The following is an 18358-nucleotide window of genomic DNA, read 5'->3' as shown; positions in this document are numbered from 1 at the left end:
CGCGCTCTCTCAGTCACCGGGGGGGGGGTGGGCCCGCCCTCTCAAACTTTGTGGGGCCGGCGCCGGGCGGCGCCGCCGGGCCGGGGGCCGCCGCGCCGTGCCGACCCCCCGTCCGGCGCCCGGACCGGCCGCCGCCGGCGGACCGGTCCGCGGCCCCGCGGGAGCCGCCGGCGGGCGGTCCCGGGGGAGCGGGGGTGGTTCAGCGGCGGGTGAGGCCGCGGTCGATGGCGCCCATCAGTTCGCCGTCGGCGGTGTCGCCGTCCAGCGACCAGACCATCGCGCCGGCGAGCCCGTGGGTGCGGACCCAGTTCGCCTTGGTGCGCAGCACGGCGGGGTCGTCGTAGGTCCACAGGGTGGTGCCGTCGAAGAGCCAGGCGTGGCCGCCGCGGTGGCCGCGGTGGAGCGTGTACGTGCCCGACTCCGCCAGCTTCTTGAGGTTCTTGTAGTCCTCGGAGCCGGGCGCCCAGGTCGCCGGTGCGGGGCCCGCGGCGGGCTGGCCGAGGCCGTCGCCGCCGCCCGTCACGCCGGTCCAGCCCTGGCCGTAGAACGGCATGCCGACCACCAGCTTGTGGGCCGGGGCGCCGCGCCGCAGCCAGGACTTCACGGTCCCCTCGACGCTCCAGTCGTTCTTGGCGAAGAGTGCGGACTGCTGGGCGGTGGTCTGCTCGCCGGAGACGTGGAAGTCGTAGCCCTGGAGGTTCACGAAGTCGAAGTCCCGCATGATCTTGGAGACTTCGAAGCCCGCGTCGATCTTGGCGGGTGCGGTGGGGACGTACGCGCTGAGCTCGTAGTGCCTGCGCTGCGGGAGCGAGCGCCCGTAGGCGTCGAGCTGGGTGCGGAACTCCCGCACCAGCGCGGTGAAGTTGACCTTGTCCTCGGGGCGGATGACGTTGCCCGGGTTGCCCTCGGAGCCGGGCCACTCCCAGTCGAGGTCGATGCCGTCGAAGAGGCCGGCCGCCGCTCCGGCGCCGCCGCGCGCGCCGTCCTGGGGGAGGTCGCCCTTGATGTACAGGTCGATGCAGGAGGAGACCAGGGCCTTGCGGGAGGCGGGGGTGCGCACGGCGTCGGAGAAGTACGCCGATCCGCTCCAGCCGCCCAGCGAGATCATGACCTTCAGGTTCGGGTGCTTGGCCTTCAGCTCGCGCAGCTGGTTGAAGTTGCCGGCCAGCGGCTGCTCGGCGGTGTCGGCCGTGCCGTCCACGGAGGTGGCCGCGTCGACCGGGCGGATGTAGTCGGCCCAGGGGTCGGAGCCGGGCACCGGGCCGATGACGCACTTGCCGGCCTTGTCGACGATGCCGAAGGCGTAGTTGATGTGGCTGAGCCTGGCCGCGGAGCCGCTGGTGTCCAGGTCCTTGACCTGGAAGTTCCGCCCGTAGATGCCCCATTGGGTGAAGTAGCCGACCCGCTTGAGGGCGTGTTCGGCGGCGGGCGGCCGGGGGCCGGGGCGGGCGTCGGGGTGGGCGTCGGCGGCGGGGGCCAGGCCGGCGAGGAGGCCGAGGGCGGCGGCCGCGGCCGTGCCGAGGGTGAGCTTGGTCAGGACTCTGGGACGCATGGGCTCGTTCCTGTGCGAGGCGGGATGGAGCGTGGGCGCGCAGCAGGAAGTTATTGGTCCAGACCATTGGGGTCAAGGGGTGGGATGGCGATGCTTCACCTTCATCACTTCGAGTGAAACTCTGGCCCATGCTTGCGGATGGCCACGGTCGGTTGCCAGGCTGTAGCTGTCTGTCAACCTGAGGGGAGTGTCCAGTGACGTTCGGTGAGCAGCCCGCCTATTTGCGCGTGGCGAGCGATCTGCGGGAGAAGATCGCGAACGGCTCGCTCCCCCCGCATACCCGCCTTCCCTCGCAGGCACGCATCCGCGAGGAGTACGGGGTGTCGGACACCGTCGCGCTGGAGGCCCGCAAGGTGCTCATGGCCGAGGGCCTGGTCGAGGGCCGCTCCGGCTCGGGGACGTACGTGCGGGAGCGGCCGGTGCCCCGCCGCGTCGCCCGCTCCGGCTACCGCCCCGCCTCCGGCGCCTCCCCCTTCCGGCAGGAGCAGGCCGCCGAGGGCGCGCGCGGCACCTGGGACGCGCACAGCGAGCAGGAGGTGGCCGGGCGGGAGACCGCCGAGCGGCTGGGCATCGAGCCGGGGGACCGCGTGATGCGCACGCGGTACGTCTACCGGGACGGCGGTGAGGCCATGATGGTCGCCACCTCCTGGGAGCCGCTCGCCGTCACCGGCCGCACCCCCGTGATGCTCCCCGAGGAGGGGCCGCTCGGCGGCTGCGGCGTGGTCGAGCGGATGGCCGCGATCGACGTCGTGGTGGACAACGTGGTGGAGGAGGTCGGCGCCCGCCCCGGCCTCGCCGAGGAGCTGCTCGTCCTCGGCGGCGTGCCCGGCCACGTGGTGATGGTCGTCGAGCGCACCTTCTACGCCTCCGGACTCGCCGTGGAGACCGCCGACATCGTCGTCCCCGCCGACCGCTACCGCCTCTCGTACCACCTTCCGGTCCGCTGACCGGAGGGGCGTGTCCGGCCCCCGTGACCCCGAGTTAACGGCACGTCAGGGGGTGTTACCGCCCGGCAACGCCGGGCGGTGAGGGCCCGTCACAAGCGACTCCTAGCTTCCTGCCTCGTACCCGCGACCCGGCCGGACGACAGGAGCCCTCATGGCGGAGACCGTCACCACGCCCACCTCGGATCCGGAGCCGCCGGCCCCGGAGCGCGCGCCCACCCTCCCGCCGGAGCCGTCCGGGCCCCGCCGCAGCTACGCGAAGCTCGCCGCGGACGAGAGCCGCGAGGACTACTCGCTGCGCTACGCCCCGCACTCCTTCCGGCGCTGGTCGCCCGGCACCGTCGCCGGCACCGCGCTCGGCGGCATCGCCTATCTCGCCGACTTCGCCATCGGCGCCTCGATCGTCTTCGCCTACGGCTTCACCAGCGGTCTCGCCTCGATCCTCACCGCCGCCGTGATCATCTTCCTCACCGGCATCCCCATCGCCCGGGCCTGCGCGACCTACGGCCTCGACATGGACCTCATCACCCGGGGCGCCGGCTTCGGCTACTTCGGCTCCACCCTCACCTCGCTCATCTACGCCTCCTTCACCTTCATCTTCTTCGCCCTCGAAGGCTCGATCATGGCCCAGGCCATGCACCAGGCCGTGGGGCTGCCGCTGGAGATCGGCTACCTCGTCACCACCCTCATCGTCATCCCGATCGTCTTCCGCGGGATGGGCGCGCTCGCCAAGGTGCAGGCGTGGACGCAGCCGATCTGGCTCGTCGGCCTGGTCCTGCCCTTCGTCGTCCTCGCCTTCGAGGCCCCCGACGCCTGGGGTGCCTTCGCCTCCTTCGGCGGCACCGAGGGCGCCGGCTCCGGCTTCTCCTGGATCGGCTTCGGACTCGGCACCGGCGTGGCGCTCTCGCTCATCGCCCAGATCGGGGAGCAGGCCGACTACCTGCGCTTCATGCCGGCGAAGACCGAGGCGAACCGGCGCCGCTGGAACCTCGCCGTGCTCGCCGCGGGCCCCGGCTGGGTGATCATCGGCGCCGCCAAGCAGATCGGCGGCGCCTTCCTCGCCTTCGTCGCGCTGGAGGCGGTCGGCAAGACCCACGCCCTGGAGCCGATCGCCCCGCAGATCGAGGCGCTGAAGCCCTGGCTCGGCGGCCTCGCGCTGCCCGCCGCCGCGCTCTTCGTGATCGTCTCCCAGATCAAGATCAACGTCACCAACGCGTACAGCGGCTCGCTGTCCTGGTCGAACTTCTTCTCCCGGACGACCCACCGGCACCCCGGCCGGGTCTGGTACATCTTCCTCAACCTCGCCATCGCGCTGACGCTGATGGAGATGGACATGTTCGCCGCCCTGGGCAAGCTGCTCGGCTTCTACTCCAACGTCGGCATCGCCTGGATCGCCGCCGTCGCCGCCGACCTCGTCATCAACAAGCGGGCCGGCTGGAGCCCGCCGTACATCGAGTTCAAGCGGGCCTATCTGTACGCGGTCAACCCGGCCGGCTTCGGTGCCATGGCCATCGCCTCCGTCGTCTCGATCCTCGCCTTCTTCGGCCTCTTCGGCCGCTACGCGGAGGCCTTCTCCACCTTCATCGCCGCCGGCCTCGCCCTGGTCCTGTGCCCGCTGATCGCCTGGGCGACGAAGGGGCGCTACTACCTGGCGCGCCCCAACCCGGTGAACGGTCCGGGAGCCGACGTCGCCGACGAGCGGGCCACCCACACCTGCGCCGAGTGCGAGACCGCCTACGAGCTGCCCGACATCGCCGACTGCCCGGTCCGCTCCGGCCCGGTCTGCTCCCTCTGCTGCTCCCTCGACGCCGACTGCGGCGACGCCTGCCGCAAGGGTCCCGCCCGCGCCGCCGGACCCGTGCTCATGCCGGTGCCCACCGTCCCCGGGGCGGTGCCCGGCATGTGACCTTCGGCCGCCTTCCGTCGGTTCCCGGCCGATCCGTATCTCTTGGTGAAAACCCGTATCCGCTGTGTGAAGGTCAGGCGTAAGCTCGGGCATATGCGGATCGAGGTTTCCCGGAGATCCTTGGTGACGTCTGGCCCGGCGGAGGGAGAAGCCTGATGACCGACAGCGGCGCCGTCCAACCGTGGCTCGTCATACGGCAGGACGACAACGGCAACCGCTACCGGGTGGGGCGGTACGCGACCCAGGACGAGGCCCAGAAGATCGCGGACACGCTCGACGCCCGCGGCCACAAGCAGCTCTACTGGGTCGAGCGCGCGGCCCCCGCCGGCTGATGCCCCGGCTACCCTCGCGGGCATGACCGAAAGCACCACCCACCACGGCGCCGGACCCGACCACGGGGCCGGTGCCGTGGTCGTCGTCGCGGCCGCCCTCCTCGACCGCGGCCGGCTGCTCGCCGCCCGCCGCAGCGCCCCCGCCGACCTCGCCGGACGCTGGGAACTGCCCGGCGGCAAGGTCGAGCCCGGCGAGCGCCCGGAGGACGCCCTCGTCCGCGAACTGCGCGAGGAGCTGGGCGTCGAGGCCGAGCCCGGCGAGCGGATCCCCGGCGAATGGCCCCTCAAGCCCGGCTACGTCCTGCGGGTGTGGACCGCCCGCCTCCGCTCCGGCGAGCCCCGCCCGCTGGAGGACCACGACGAGCTCCGCTGGCTCGCCCGCCACGAACTGGACACCGTGGACTGGCTCGACCAGGACCGCCCCGCGGTCGCGGAAGCGGCGCTCAGACTTCCCGGCGCGCGCCCCTAGGCCGGGCGCACGGCGCCCTCCCTACGCCGTTCGTGCCACCGTGCGCCCGCGACCGCCCCCGGAGGGATATTTCGCCCTGAATTCCGGGTATGTCCCCATTGGTCCCTCGGGAGAGGGTGATCCTCTTCCTGCAGAACCACGGTTGGGGAAGTGATCGCGTGTGATCGACACCGACGGCGTCCGCGCCGAGTGGAACTTCCCGGCGGAGGCCGACGCCGTGCGCACCGCCCGCCACGCCGTCCGCGAGACGCTCCGCTCCTGGGAGGTCGACGCGGCCGTGGGGGACGTGGCCGTCCTGCTGGTCAGCGAGCTGGTCACCAACTCGCTGCGGTACGCCTCCGGCCCCATCGGGGTGCGGATCCTGCGGGCCGAAGGCGCCGCCACCGACCCGCCCCGGCACTCCGCGCTCCTCGTGGAGGTCTCCGATCCGCTTCCGGATCCGCCCACCGAGCGGCCCGCGGGACCCGACGACGAGGGGGGCCGCGGGCTCGGTCTCGTGGCCTGTTCCGCACGCCGCTGGGGGACCCGGCAGGGCGCCACCGGGAAAACCGTATGGTTCGAGCTGGCTCTCCCTGGTGAGTAAAGAGAGAGGGACGACGATCACCGGAGCGGGTCACGAGCCGACCGAGACCAGCCTGTGATCGTGGACGTCGTGCCGCCGGAGCCCCGGTGCTGAATACTGCGGGCATGGCCGGTCCGGTGCGGTGAGCTGGAGGGGACGGTCGCGTGAGCGAGATATCCAGGACGACGGGCGGCGTCGTGTGGCAGAGCAGCCCGCCCGGTTCGATCTACGACTACATCCGGGTCGCCTCCTTCTCCCTCGGGCCCGACGGGCGCGTCGACCAGTGGAGCAGCCGGGCCGCCGACCTCTTCGGGGTCCCCGCCCAGGAGGCCCGCGGCAAGGACCCCGTCGAGGCGTTCATGCCCGCCGAGCTGCGCGATCGCGGCCACCAGCGGGTCAAGGAGATCCTCGACGGCCGCGAATGGACCGGCCTCGTCCCCTTCCGCATCCCCGGCCCCGCCGGCGCGCCCGACCAGGACCGGCCGCACGGCATCGCCGAGATGTACGTGATGCCGAGCGAGACCGCGACCGGCGAGCGGGCCGCGCTCTGCATCGTGGTCGACGTCCGGGCGCTGCGGCGGATCGAGACCGACCTCGCCGCCTCCCAGGCCATTTTCGGCCAATCGCCCTTCGGCTTCCTGCTCTTCGGCACCGACCTCACCGTCAAGCGCGCCAACCAGCGCTTCGCCGCCGTCTTCGGCGGCGACGCCGACGACCACCGCGGCCGGAGCGTCCACGACTACCTCGCCAAGCCCGAGGCCGACCGGATGACCGCCGCCCTCCGCCGCGTCCTGGAGACCGGCGACGCCGTCACCGACCTCCGGATCACCGGCGCCGCCCCCGGCGCCCGGATCCGCCGCCACTGGTCCATCAACCTCTACCGGGTGCACAGCGGCTCCGGCCGCCCGGTCGGCGTCGCGGGGCTCGGCATCGACGTCACCCGCCGGCAGAACGCGGCCCGCGAGGCCGCCAGCGCCCGCCGCAACCTCGCCCTGCTCAACGAGGCCGGAGCCCGCATAGGGAACTCCCTCGACCTGGAGGCCACCGCCCGGGAACTCCTCGACGTGGCCGTCCCCGGCTTCTGCGACCTCGCCTCCGTCGACCTCTACCAGGGACTCCTCACCGGCGACGAGGCCCCGCCCGGCCGCTGGGGCAGCTCCCACGACGTCGGCTACGGCGCGGGCAGCGCCGAACTGCGCCGGGTCGCCTTCGCCAGCGCCGTCTCCGACACCCCCCTGCGCACCGACGAGGGCCACGGACCGGCCGGCGACGGCGACGGGTCCGTCCCCATCGAGGTCGGCGCCGTCCACCGCTACCCCTTCAACTCGCCCGCCGCCGGGGCGCTGCGCACCGGCCGCGTCCGGACCGTGCCGGGCGACGACGGCGACCTCGTCCACTCCACCCTGGCCGTCCCGATGGTCGCCCACGACACCGTCGTCGGCCTCGTGCAGTTCTCCCGCACCAAGGGCAGCGAACCCTTCGGCGACCGCGACCGGGCGCTCGCCGTGGAACTCGCCGCCCGCGCCGCCGTCTGCATCGACAACGCCCGCCTCTACCGCCGCGAGCACGAGCGGGCCCTCATCCTCCAGCGCAGCCTGCTCCCGCCCGGCGACCCCGAGGCCGCCGGACTCGACATCGCCTGCCGCTACCTCCCCGGCACCGACGCCACCGAGGTCGGCGGCGACTGGTTCGACGTCATCGAACTCCCCGGCCACCGCACCGCCCTCGTCATCGGCGACGTCATGGGCCGGGGCCTGCGCGCCGCCGTCGCCATGGGCGAACTGCGCACCGCCGTCCGCACCCTGGCCCAGCTCGACCTCGAACCCGCCGAGGTCCTCTCCCACCTCGACGAGATCGCCCGCGGCCTCGGCGCCCCCATCGGCGCCCAGCAGTCCCGGGCGAACAAGAACCGCGGCCCCGAACTCTCCGAGGTCTACCTCGCCACCTGCGTCTACGCGGTCTACGACCCGGTGACCCGGCGCTGCACCTTCGCCAACGCCGGCCACCTCCCGCCCGTCCTCGTCGAACCGGGCGAGGACGCCCTCCTCCTCGACGTGCCCCCGGGGATGCCGCTGGGCGTCGGCGGCGAACCCTTCGAGGAGGTCGAGGTCGAACTCCCCGAGGGCTCCCTCCTCGCCCTCTACACCGACGGCCTCGTCGAATCCCGCGACCACCCCCTCGACGAGGGACTCAGCGCCTTCAAGCGGGCCCTCGCCGACCGGGCCCGACCCCTGGAGGACGTCTGCGACCGGGTCCTCGGCACCCTCGACACCGGCCACGGCGAGGACGACATCGCCCTCCTGATGGCCCGTATCCAGGGACTGCCCGCCGAGGCCGTGGGGGACTGGCGGCTGCCCCGGGAGCCCCGCTCCGTCGGCCGCGCCCGCGAGCTGGCCCGCACCCAGCTCACCGCCTGGGGGCTCGACGCGCTCGTCGACACCGTCGAACTCCTCGTCAGCGAACTCGTCACCAACGCGCTGCGGTACGGCGAGGGCGAGATACGGCTCCGGCTGCTGCGCGACCGCACCCTGGTCTGCGAGGTCTGGGACGCCGGCCTGGTCCAGCCGCGCCGCCGCCGCGCCAAGGACACCGACGAGGGCGGCCGCGGCCTCCAGCTGGTCGGGCTGCTCTCCGCCTCCTGGGGCTCGCGCCGCACCCCGCGCGGCAAGACGGTCTGGTTCGAGCTGGCCCTCCCGGGCGGCGGGCCCACGGCGGAACCCACCGTGGACCAGCTCCTCAGCATGTTCTGAGCGGCGCCGCGGGGCGCGGCTCAGGCCGCCTTGAGCGCGGCCAGCCGGGCGGCGATCTCCGCCTCGTCCCCGAGCGCGTCCAGCTGCTCGAACTGGGCGTCCAGCGAGGACGCGGCGAGCTCCTGCTTGCCGAGGGCCCGCGCCTCCTCCCGGCGCACCTTGTCCTCGAAGCGGCTCAGCTCGCTCGTCGGGTCCAGCACGTCGACGTTCTTCACCGCGTCCATCATCGTGTTCTGGGCCTGCGCCGACTTCGCCCGGGCCACCAGCTCGTCCCGCTTGGCCTGGAGCTCGGTCAGCTTCGCCTTCATCCGGTCGAGACCCGAGGTCAGCTTCCGTACGACCTCGGTCTGCGCGGCGATCGTCGGCTCGGCCGTCCTCGCCTCCTTCTCCGACTGGAGCTGGCGGCCCAGCGCGATCTTGGCGAGGTTGTCGAAGCGGTCCGCCTCCGCCGTCTGCCCGCCGGTCCGCAGCTCGTCCGCCTTCCGGCTGGCCGCCAGCGCCTTCCCGCCCCACTCGGCGGCCGCCGCCACGTCCTCCGCGTGGTCCTGCTCCATCAGCCGCAGATTGCCGATGGTCGCCGCCACCGCCTCCTCGGCCTCCGTGATGTTGCCCGAGTAGTCGCGGATCAGCTGGTCCAGCATCTTCTGCGGGTCCTCCGCCTGGTCGAGCAGGGCGTTGATGTTCGCCTTCGCCAGCTGGGTGACACGGCCGAGGATGGTCTGCTTGCTCATGCGCTGCTCCTTGCAGAGTCGTACGGGACGGGGGCGTGTGGACGGGGAAGCTCGTGTGGACGTGGACATCAGAAGCGGCCGCCGCCGCCCCTCCGGCCGCGTGTGCCGCTGCCGCCGAAGCTGCCCGGCCCGCCGCCGAAACCTCCGCCCCCGAAGCCGCCACCGCGTCCGCCCCCTCCCCTTCCGGAACCCCCGCCGAACAGCCCGCCGAGGATGATGCCGCCGAGCACGGCCCCGCCGAGCCCGCCGCCCCCGCTCCCTCCCACTCCTGTTACACCGCCCAGCCCGTTCGGGTTCCCGTACCGGCGCACGTCCTGCTCGGCGAGCTCCTGCGCGCGCCGGGCCAGCGCGTCCGCCTGCCGGGCCTGCTCCAGCGCCGCCTGCGGCTCGTCCGCGGCCAGTGCCCGCGCCTCCTCCAGGCGCCGCTGGGCCTCCGCCAGCCGGGTCCTGGCCTCGCTGCCCACCGCGCCCCGATGGGTCTGCACGTAGTCCGCGGCCGCCCCCAGCTCCGAACGGGCCGTCAGCAGCGCCTGCTCCAGGAGTGCGCGGGCGCGCGCGTCGCCGGACTCGCGCTCCCGCGCGCCGGCCAGCGCCGCGTCGAGCGCCGTGTCCGCCTCCTCGATCCGCCGCAGCGCGTCCAGCGGGTCGTACCGCCCCGCCTCCACCGCCCGCCGGACCTCCGCCGCCACCGCTTCGGCGCGGGCGATCCGGCCCCGCAGATCGCCCGTCGAGGCGCCCTCCGCGGTTCCTTCGAGGAGGCCCCGGGCCTCCGCCAGGTCGGCGTCGGTCTCGGTGAGCAGGCCCGGCAGCCGTCCCTCGGCCTCGGCCAGGTCCTGCGCCCGCCGGTCCACCGCCTCGATCAGCCGGGCCGCCTGGTCGACCGCGCCCTCGGCGGCCCGCACGTGGACGGCCGCCGAGCCGGTGTCGCCGCCGTCGACGGCCTGCCGGGCCTGGTCGATGTGGGCGGTGGCGAAGACGAGGCGGTCCTTGGCCTGCTCGACGTCGCCGGCGACCGGCGAGACCGCGGTCTCGGTGTACCGCTCGCGCATCGCGGCCAGCGCGGCCTCGGCGCCGGAGACCCGGCCGGTGCGCTCGCGGAAGGCGGTCTCCACCGCGGCCAGCGCCTCGGGCGCGGTCCGCTCCAGGGCCCGCAGCCGGTCGAAGTCCTCGGTCTCCGCGTCGAGCCGGGCGTCCGCCTCGGCGCAGCGGCGCAGGATCTCCTCCAGCATCGAGCGCCGGGTGGCCTCGTCCTCGGGGAAGGAGTCGTCGAGCTGCTGCCGCAGCCGGAAGGAGGCGGTCAGCTGCTCCTCGGCGAAGCGTGTCGCCTCCTCGAAGGGGCGGGTGGCCTCCTCGCCGAACTGGGCTGTGGCGAAGCCCAGTTCCTCCTGGCTGGTGCGGACGGCGTCGTCGGTGGCGACCAGCGCCCGGCGGGCCTGCCCGTCCAGCTCGTCCAGGGAGGGCTCCGGGGGCCGCGCGGGCCGGCCCCAGCCCTGGCCGCCGCCGGGCGTGGTGCGGGTGGCGGTCCGCCGGCGCCGGCGGGTGTACGCGTACGCCGCGACCGCCCCGGCGCCGCCGACGAGGGCGATCGGGAGGATCAGGTCGGTGCCGGAGCTCTCGCCGGAGCCGCCCGGGTCGGCGGGGCCGGGGGTGATCGAGGGGACGGGGACGGGCCGGCCGGCGAGGACGGCGGCGTACCCGTCGGCCGCGCCGATCGCCGCACCGGCCCAGTCGTTCTGCCGGAGCGCGGGTTCGATCGCGGTCGTGGCCACGTCGTCGAGCTGTGCCTGGGTGAGGCGGGAGTCGGGGGCGGCGGAGTAGCCGTACCGCCGGTCGTGGGTGGCGACGGCGAGCAGCACGTCGTCGCGGCCGAGCCCGCTCAGCTCGGCGGTGGCGTCGGCCCAGTCCTGCCCGGAGCGGCCGGAGAAGTCCCGTACGTAGGCCACGAAGAGCTGGATCCGGCGGTCGTCGTAGAGCCGGTCGAGGGCCTCGGCGACCTCGGGGCGCCGGTCGCGGAGGGCGCCGACCCGGTCGAGGATCTGCCCGTCGGAGGGGAGGACGACGGGGTCGTCGGCGCGGGCGCCGGCCGCGGCGGGCACGACCAGCCACCACGCCGCCACCAGCACCGCGAGCAGGACTCGGGTGGCTGTTCGGGTCACAGAAGGGAGGTTATGTACGGGTGTGGGGCCCCGCGACCGGACGGACGGCCGCCGGAAACCGACCGCCGCGTTCGTACGTCCGTGTCAGTGCCGATCTTCACGATGGTCTCCGACGGGCGGGGAGGCCCATGACGCTCTGGGGGCACGGATGGACGGACGGCTGAAGCGGGTGTGGCGCAAGGGGCGCTGGTGGGCTCTGGGGCTGGTGCTGCTGCTCGTGGTGCCGCCGCTCTTCGGCGCGCTCGCCCTGCGCGTGAGTTACGCGGGGGACCTGCGCGACGACGCCCGCACGCGCGGCCGGGACGCGTACTGGATCGGGCACGCGTGGGTGGACGGCCGGAAGAAGGACGCCGACCTGAAGGCGCTCGCCGCGCGGCTGAAGGGCACCGGGATCAAGGACCTGTACGTGCACGCGGGCCCGCTCGAACACGACGGCACCCTGCCCGCCGCCCGGCACCCGCGCGCGCGGTGGCTGACCGACGGCGTCCACCGCGAACTGCCCGGCGTACGGGTCCAGGCGTGGCTCGGAGACGTCCTCGCCAACGACGGGCCGACCGGCCTGCGGCTCACGGACGCCGCCTCCCGGAAGGCCGTCACGGCCTCCGCCCGCCAGGTCCTCGACGCGGGCTTCGACGGCGTCCACTTCGACCTGGAGCCCCTCCAGTCCGGCGACGCCGACTACCTCGTCCTCCTCGACGACCTGGGGCGGCTGACCCGGGAGCGGAAGGCGCTGCTCTCCGTCGCCGCCCACCAGATCGACCCGCTGCCCGGCGCCCACTCCGCCCTCGGCCTCTTCTCGGACCAGGGCAAGTGGTGGTCGCAGGAGTACTTCGGCGAGGTGGCCCGGCGGGTCGACCAGATCGCCGTGATGTCGTACGACACCTGGATGCCGCTGGAGAGCCTGTACGGCGGGTACGTCGCCCAGCAGACGGCGCTCGCCCTGGAGGTCACCCCCGAGAGCACCGACCTGCTCATGGGGCTGCCCTTCTTCCACGAGGACGACATGGGCCACCACGAGGACGCGGAGACCGTCGCCGCCGGCGTCCGGGGCGTCCGCCTCGGCCTCGGCCGCACCGACCCGGGCCGCGAGCGGTTCGGCGTGGCCCTGTACGTGGACTTCGCGGAGGAGCCCGGCGACTGGGCCGCCTACCGCGCCGGCTGGCTCCGCACCGGCTGACGGGCCGCTGCACGCGCGCGGGGGACCCCTCGTACGCGCGCGTGCGGCGGGGGAGGAGGATGGCGGCGGCGCACGACCGCCGACCGAGGGGGAGCACCGTCATGACCAGCCGACTGCTGATGCCCGTCCGGAGCCGCGGGGCCGCCGGCCCCGCCGCCGTGGAGCCCGCCGCCGACCCGACCCCGGGCTCGACCCGGCCGACCGCGATCCTGGACCTGGGGCACCCGCTGACCGCCGCCTTCACCGCGCGCGTACGGGAGGAGGCCGCGGTCCGGGGCGACCGCACCGACCGGGAGCGCCTCCGGACGGCGCACCGGCTGCTGGTGGCCGAGGTGCGGCCCGTCTACTCGGTGGAGGACCGGCGCCGGGTCTCCCGCACCCTGCGGCTCGGCCGCGGCTCGTGCAGCCAGCGGATGGCGGTCCTGGAGGCCGTCGCCCGGTCGCTGGGCACCGCCACGCGCGTGCGCGGGCTGCTGGTGGACGGCTCCTTCTGGTACCCGCGCTTCCCGCGGCTGCGGCCCTTCGTCCCGGCCGAGGTGCTGCTCGCCTGGCCGGAGTTCCGGCTGGACGGCGCGTGGGTGCCGATCGCCGACCTCTTCGACCGTCCCGCCGGCCCGTCGGGGGAGGGCGGTTTCGCCAACACCGGCGCCGAGACCCTCTTCGAGGCCGTGGCCCGCACCGGGGTCGACTGGGACGCCCCGGCGGCCTGCGACGGGGCCTCGGGCGCCTGCGACCTCTCCGCCCACCTCCGGACCGACCTGGGCCGCTTCGGCTCCCGCGACGAGCTGTTCGCCCGGCACGGGCAGACCCTCTGCGTGCCGGCCCGCGCGCTGGCCGAGCCGGTCCTCGGGCGCTGGGGCGCGGGGGCCGCGTAAGGCCGGTCCCGCGGCGGCCCGTTGGGCCGCACGAGTGGGTTTGCCGGGCCCCTCGCCGTGTCGGCGGGGACGCGTCCGCCGGGTGCCGTTCAGTGGGATGACCAATAGGTCTGATCATCTCCAAATGGCATGAAAACGGACGAAGGGGTAAAAGTCATGTCCCAGGTCGGCGCCCCCCAGGGGAGGACATGGGCCGGTCCGGCCGGTCAGTCCATGAGTTCCCGCTCCCGGACCCTCCGCTCCGTCGCCACCCTCACCAGCGCGGTCCTCGCCGTCACCGTCCTCGCCGGCTGCAGCTCCGACGAGGACGCCGACGCCGCCCCGGCCGCCGCCCAGGACAACGCGCCCACCGCGCGCGCCATGGTCGACGACGGCGGCACCCTGCGCTGGGCGGTGGACGCCCTGCCGGCCACCTTCAACGCCTTCCAGGCCGACGCCGACGCCACCACCGGCCGCGTCGCCGGCGCCGTCCTGCCGGCCCTGCACACCCTGGACGAGCGCGGCCGGCCCCGGCTCAACCCCGACTACCTGGAGACCGCCGAGGTCGTCGAGACCGAGCCCCGCCAGGTCGTCCTCTACAAGCTCAACCAGCAGGCCGTCTGGAGCGACGGGCGCGAGATCGGCGCCGCCGACTTCGTCGCCCAGTGGCGCGCCCTGAGCGGCCGCGACACCGCCTACTGGACGGCCAGGAACGCCGGCTACGAGCGGATCGAGAAGATCGAGAAGGGCAAGAACGACCTGGAGGTGCGGGTCACCTTCGCCAAGCCCTACGCCGACTGGCGCTCCCTCTTCACCCCCCTCTACCCCAAGCAGGTGATGGGCTCCCCGAACTCCTTCAACGACGGGGCGCGCACCACCCTCAAGGCCACCGCAGGACCGTTCCTGCTGAGCAAGGTGGACCGGAAGACCGGCGACCTCACCCTCGCCCGCAACCCCCGCTGGTGGGGGCAGCCCGCCAAGCTCGACAGCCTGGTCCTGCGGGCCGTCCCGCGCGCCGGCCGCGAGGCCGCCCTGGCCGCCGGGAAGCTCGACCTGGCCGAGATCGACCGGGCCACCGCCGAGCGGATCGCCCTCGCGCTCAAGGACGCCGACGCCGGCCGCAGCGGCGCCCAGGCCGCCCGGCTGCACGGCCCCGGCTCCGCGATCACCCCCGGCAAGGCCCTCGCCTCCTGGGCGCTCGCCCACGGCGCGGACGAGGAGCTGGCCGAGGAGGTCAGGGCCGCCCGCGCCGAGAACAAGGCCGCGGTGGCCCGCTACGCCAAGGCCCAGGACACCCTCGCCGGCTACGTCGTCCGCAAGTCCCTGGAGCCCGCCTACACCCAGCTCTCCCTCAACGGCGAGTCCGGGCCGCTCGCCGACGAGCGGGTCCGCCGCGCGGTCGCCCGCGCCATCGACCGCCGGGAACTGGCCGAATCCGTGCTCAAGCCGCTCGGCCTCCCCGCCGACCCGCCCGGCAGCCACCTCGCCCTGGCCGGCCAGGCCGCCTACGCCGACAGCAGCGACGCCCTCGGCGACCAGGACACCAAGGAGGCCCGCGCGCTCCTCGCCGACGCCGGCTGGGTCCCCGGCGGCGCCCGGAAGAAGCCGGCCGGCACCGAGGCGGGCTCCGAGGCGGAGAAGACGGAGAAGAAGGCCGGGAAGGAGGCCGGGGAGCGGGAGACCGACGCCAAGAAGAAGGCGGAGAGCGGCGACACCGCCTCCGACGACGGCCTCTACATCGTCGGCGACGACAAGCCCGGCGAGCTCCCCGCCGCCCCCCGGATCGGCCCCGGCGGCCCCGAGAGCACCCGCGTCCTCGCCCCCGCCCCGGCCGCCGCCCGGCAGAGCGCCGCCCTCCTGGCCCGCGCCGAGGCCCTGGACACCGGCGCCCGCGCCGCCGTCCAGCCCGGCAACGGCAAGCCCGACAAGGGCGTCGCGGGCGCCTACGCCCCCATGGGCAGCGCCGCCCCGGCCGCCGTCCCCGCCGCCTCCCAGGCCCTCGGCAAGGACGGCAAGGCCCTCAGCCTCCGCTTCGTCCTGCCCTCGGGCCCCGGCTCGGAGACGCTGCGGGCGGTCGGCGACCGGATCGTCCGGATGCTCGACGCGGTCGGGATCCGCACCGAGATCACCAAGGTCTCGGACGAGAGCTTCTTCAAGGACCACATCGCCTCCGGCGACTACGACCTGGCCCTCTACTCCTGGCCCGCCTCCGCCTACCCGGCGACCGACGCCCGGCCGATCTTCGCCAAGCCCGAGCCCGCCTCGGACGGCTCCCTGCTGGTCGAGCAGAACTACTCGCGGGTCGGCACGGACCGGATCGACCAGCTCTTCGACCAGGCGGCCGGCACCCTCGACGAGGAGGAGGCGGGCGACCTGATCCGCCAGGCCGACGCCCGGATCTGGGCCGCGGCCGGTTCCATCCCGCTCTACCAGCGCCCCCAGCTGGTGGCCGCCAGGAACGACGTGGTGAACGCCGGTGCCTGGGGCTTCGCCGCCCCCCAGTACCAGGACATCGGTTTCAAGAAGAGCGAAACGACCAAGGGTAGCCCGTCGAACGGCTGAAACCACAGGTCACAACCTCAGAACCAGCTCAAGTTCCTTGCCCGCCGGTGACCCCGGCGGGCAGGATCGCGTCGGCCCCTTGACCCGGACCGCATGACTTTCCCCACACCCTGTGACCCACCCTGAAACGTCCCAGTAGACCCTCTCGGATCGATCCGGGGAAGCCCCTTGCACGGCAGCCCCGTACCATAGGACATAGCCGTGGCGCGTCCGCCCGGCGGGCGTAAGAGGAACTGACGCCGATTCCCACGATCCGAGAGAAGCGCAAGCCACCCATGCCCACGCGCCACGACATCCGTAACGTCGCCATCGTCGCCCACGTCGACCACGGCAAGACGACCATCGTCGACGCCATGCTCAAGCAGGCCGGTGCCTTCGCCGCCCACCAGCAGCTCGACGACCGCATGATGGACTCGAACGACCTGGAGCGTGAGAAGGGCATCACGATCCTCGCCAAGAACACGGCGGTGAAGTACCACCCCAAGGACGGCGGGGCCCCGATCACGATCAACATCATCGACACCCCCGGCCACGCCGACTTCGGTGGCGAGGTCGAGCGCGGTCTGTCGATGGTCGACGCCGTCGTCCTCCTGGTGGACGCCTCCGAGGGTCCGCTCCCGCAGACCCGCTTCGTGCTGCGCAAGGCCCTCCAGCAGCGCAAGCCGGTCATCCTCTGCATCAACAAGACGGACCGCCCGGACTCCCGGATCGACGAGGTCGTCAACGAGACCTACGACCTCTTCCTGGACCTGGACGCCGACGAGGACCAGATCGAGTTCCCGATCGTCTACGCCTGCGGCCGCGACGGCATCGCCTCGCTGACCAAGCCGGAGGACGGCACGGTCCCGCAGGACTCCGAGAACCTGGAGCCGTTCTTCTCCACGATCCTGGAGCACGTCCCGGCCCCGTCGTACGACGAGGAGGCCCCCCTCCAGGCCCACGTCACCAACCTGGACGCCGACAACTTCCTCGGCCGCATCGCGCTGCTCCGCGTCGAGCAGGGCGAGCTGCGCAAGGGCCAGACGGTCGCGTGGATCAAGCGCGACGGCACCATCCAGAACGTCCGCATCACCGAGCTGATGATGACCGAGGCGCTCACCCGCAAGCCGGCCGAGGTCGCCGGCCCCGGTGACATCTGCGCCGTCGCCGGCATCCCGGACATCATGATCGGCGAGACCCTGGCCGACCCGGAGAACCCGATCGCGCTCCCGCTGATCACGGTCGACCAGCCGGCCATCTCCATGACCATCGGCACCAACACCTCGCCGCTCGTCGGCCGCGGCGGCACCGGCAAGGGCGCGGACGCCAAGTCCGCGGTCAAGGACCGCAAGGTCACCGCCCGCCAGGTGAAGGACCGCCTGGACCGCGAGCTCATCGGCAACGTCTCGCTCCGCGTCCTCGACACCGAGCGCCCGGACGCCTGGGAGGTCCAGGGCCGCGGTGAGCTCGCGCTCGCCATCCTGGTCGAGCAGATGCGCCGCGAGGGCTTCGAGCTCACCATCGGCAAGCCCCAGGTCGTCACCAAGGAGGTCGACGGCAAGATCCACGAGCCCGTCGAGCGCCTCACGGTCGACGTGCCCGAGGAGCACATGGGTGCCGTCACCCAGCTCATGGGCGTCCGCAAGGGCCGCATGGACAACATGTCGAACCACGGCTCCGGCTGGGTCCGCATGGAGTTCGTCGTGCCGTCCCGCGGCCTGATCGGCTTCCGTACCGAGTTCCTCACCAACACCCGCGGCACGGGCATCGCCCACTCCATCCACGAGGGCCACGAGCCGTGGTTCGGCCAGCTCCAGACCCGTAACAACGGTTCGCTGGTCGCCGACCGCGCGGGTGCCGTCACCGCCTTCGCGATGACCAACCTCCAGGAGCGCGGCGTCCTGTTCACCGACCCCGGCACCGAGGTGTACGAGGGCATGATCGTCGGCGAGAACTCGCGCTCCGACGACATGGACGTGAACATCACCAAGGAGAAGAAGCTCACGAACATGCGGTCCTCGTCGGCCGACTCGTTCGAGGCGATCGTCCCGCCGCGCAAGCTCTCCCTGGAGCAGTCCCTGGAGTTCTGCCGCGACGACGAGTGCGTCGAGGTGACCCCGGAGGCCGTCCGCATCCGCAAGGTCGTCCTGGACCAGAAGGAGCGCAGCCGCTCCGCCTCGCGCGCCAAGAACGCCTGAGGCTCCGTCGGCCCGGCGGCCGGCGGATGAACCCCGGGATCGGCTGAGCCGCATCTCACACGAAGGGCCTGGGCGCGGGGGGGGCGGTCAAGAGCGGCACCAACAACGGGGGGTTGATAAGGTCGGGGACGGGGGGGTGTGAGTGGGCAAACGAATGAAAGTTGAGTGATTAGCGCAGGAGCGGGT

13 protein-coding genes are annotated in these 18358 nt (G+C 73.6%); 10 read left to right on the top strand and 3 right to left on the bottom strand.

What is annotated here, in order from left to right:
• Positions 1-199 precede the first annotated feature (199 nt).
• Positions 200-1552 carry a glycoside hydrolase family 18 protein gene (locus ACFW1I_RS27040; RefSeq protein WP_384674706.1) on the bottom strand — a complete coding sequence of 451 codons (1353 nt, stop codon included), beginning with the start codon at positions 1550-1552 and terminating at the stop codon, positions 200-202.
• Between the two features lie 194 nt (positions 1553-1746).
• On the opposite strand from ACFW1I_RS27040, the gene ACFW1I_RS27035 reads away from it, so the two are divergent.
• The 6 genes from ACFW1I_RS27035 (at position 1747) to ACFW1I_RS27010 (ending at position 8515) form a co-directional block, all read left to right on the top strand.
• A complete protein-coding gene (locus ACFW1I_RS27035; RefSeq protein ID WP_384674704.1) occupies positions 1747-2499 on the top strand; it encodes a GntR family transcriptional regulator in 753 nt (250 codons plus the stop codon).
• A 151-nt stretch (positions 2500-2650) separates the two neighbouring features.
• Positions 2651-4402 (top strand): purine-cytosine permease family protein, encoded by a 1752-nt coding sequence (locus ACFW1I_RS27030; protein WP_384674702.1) that lies wholly within the window; start codon positions 2651-2653, stop codon positions 4400-4402.
• A 155-nt stretch (positions 4403-4557) separates the two neighbouring features.
• Positions 4558-4734 carry an SPOR domain-containing protein gene (locus tag ACFW1I_RS27025; RefSeq protein WP_107049320.1) on the top strand — a complete coding sequence of 59 codons (177 nt, stop codon included), beginning with the start codon at positions 4558-4560 and terminating at the stop codon, positions 4732-4734.
• 22 nt (positions 4735-4756) lie between these two features.
• A complete protein-coding gene (locus tag ACFW1I_RS27020) occupies positions 4757-5203 on the top strand; it encodes a (deoxy)nucleoside triphosphate pyrophosphohydrolase (RefSeq protein WP_384674699.1) in 447 nt (148 codons plus the stop codon).
• 160 nt (positions 5204-5363) lie between these two features.
• Positions 5364-5786 (top strand): ATP-binding protein, encoded by a 423-nt coding sequence (locus tag ACFW1I_RS27015; RefSeq protein WP_319012399.1) that lies wholly within the window; start codon positions 5364-5366, stop codon positions 5784-5786.
• A 143-nt stretch (positions 5787-5929) separates the two neighbouring features.
• Positions 5930-8515: a SpoIIE family protein phosphatase gene (locus tag ACFW1I_RS27010; protein ID WP_384674697.1), complete on the top strand. Its 2586-nt coding sequence runs from the start codon at positions 5930-5932 to the stop codon at positions 8513-8515.
• 20 nt (positions 8516-8535) lie between these two features.
• On the opposite strand, the gene ACFW1I_RS27005 is transcribed toward ACFW1I_RS27010, so the two are convergent.
• Together ACFW1I_RS27005 and ACFW1I_RS27000 are read right to left on the bottom strand one after the other, a co-directional pair.
• Positions 8536-9246 (bottom strand): PspA/IM30 family protein, encoded by a 711-nt coding sequence (locus tag ACFW1I_RS27005; protein WP_384674695.1) that lies wholly within the window; start codon positions 9244-9246, stop codon positions 8536-8538.
• Positions 9247-9314: 68 nt separating this feature from the next.
• Positions 9315-11402 (bottom strand): TPM domain-containing protein, encoded by a 2088-nt coding sequence (locus tag ACFW1I_RS27000; protein WP_384674693.1) that lies wholly within the window; start codon positions 11400-11402, stop codon positions 9315-9317.
• 148 nt (positions 11403-11550) lie between these two features.
• On the opposite strand from ACFW1I_RS27000, the gene ACFW1I_RS26995 reads away from it, so the two are divergent.
• The 4 genes from ACFW1I_RS26995 (at position 11551) to typA (ending at position 18172) form a co-directional block, all read left to right on the top strand.
• Entirely contained in the window at positions 11551-12579 is a 1029-nt protein-coding gene (locus ACFW1I_RS26995; protein WP_384674692.1) for a hypothetical protein, read from the top strand.
• A gap of 101 nt (positions 12580-12680) precedes the next feature.
• Complete coding sequence (locus tag ACFW1I_RS26990; protein WP_384674690.1) at positions 12681-13454, top strand: transglutaminase domain-containing protein; 774 nt, start codon at positions 12681-12683, stop codon at positions 13452-13454.
• A 156-nt stretch (positions 13455-13610) separates the two neighbouring features.
• Positions 13611-15995, top strand: a complete 2385-nt coding sequence (locus ACFW1I_RS26985; protein ID WP_384674688.1) for an ABC transporter family substrate-binding protein — start codon at positions 13611-13613, stop codon at positions 15993-15995.
• Positions 15996-16270: 275 nt separating this feature from the next.
• A complete protein-coding gene (gene typA, locus ACFW1I_RS26980; protein ID WP_384674686.1) occupies positions 16271-18172 on the top strand; it encodes a translational GTPase TypA in 1902 nt (633 codons plus the stop codon).
• Positions 18173-18358 lie beyond the last annotated feature (186 nt).

Origin of the sequence: Streptomyces sp. NPDC058955 (genome assembly GCF_042741435.1) — a bacterium.
In the GTDB taxonomy this organism is placed as follows: domain Bacteria; phylum Actinomycetota; class Actinomycetes; order Streptomycetales; family Streptomycetaceae; genus Streptomyces.
The sequence above is the reverse complement of the archived record's forward strand: the minus strand, read 5'-3'. Positions and strand labels throughout refer to the sequence as shown.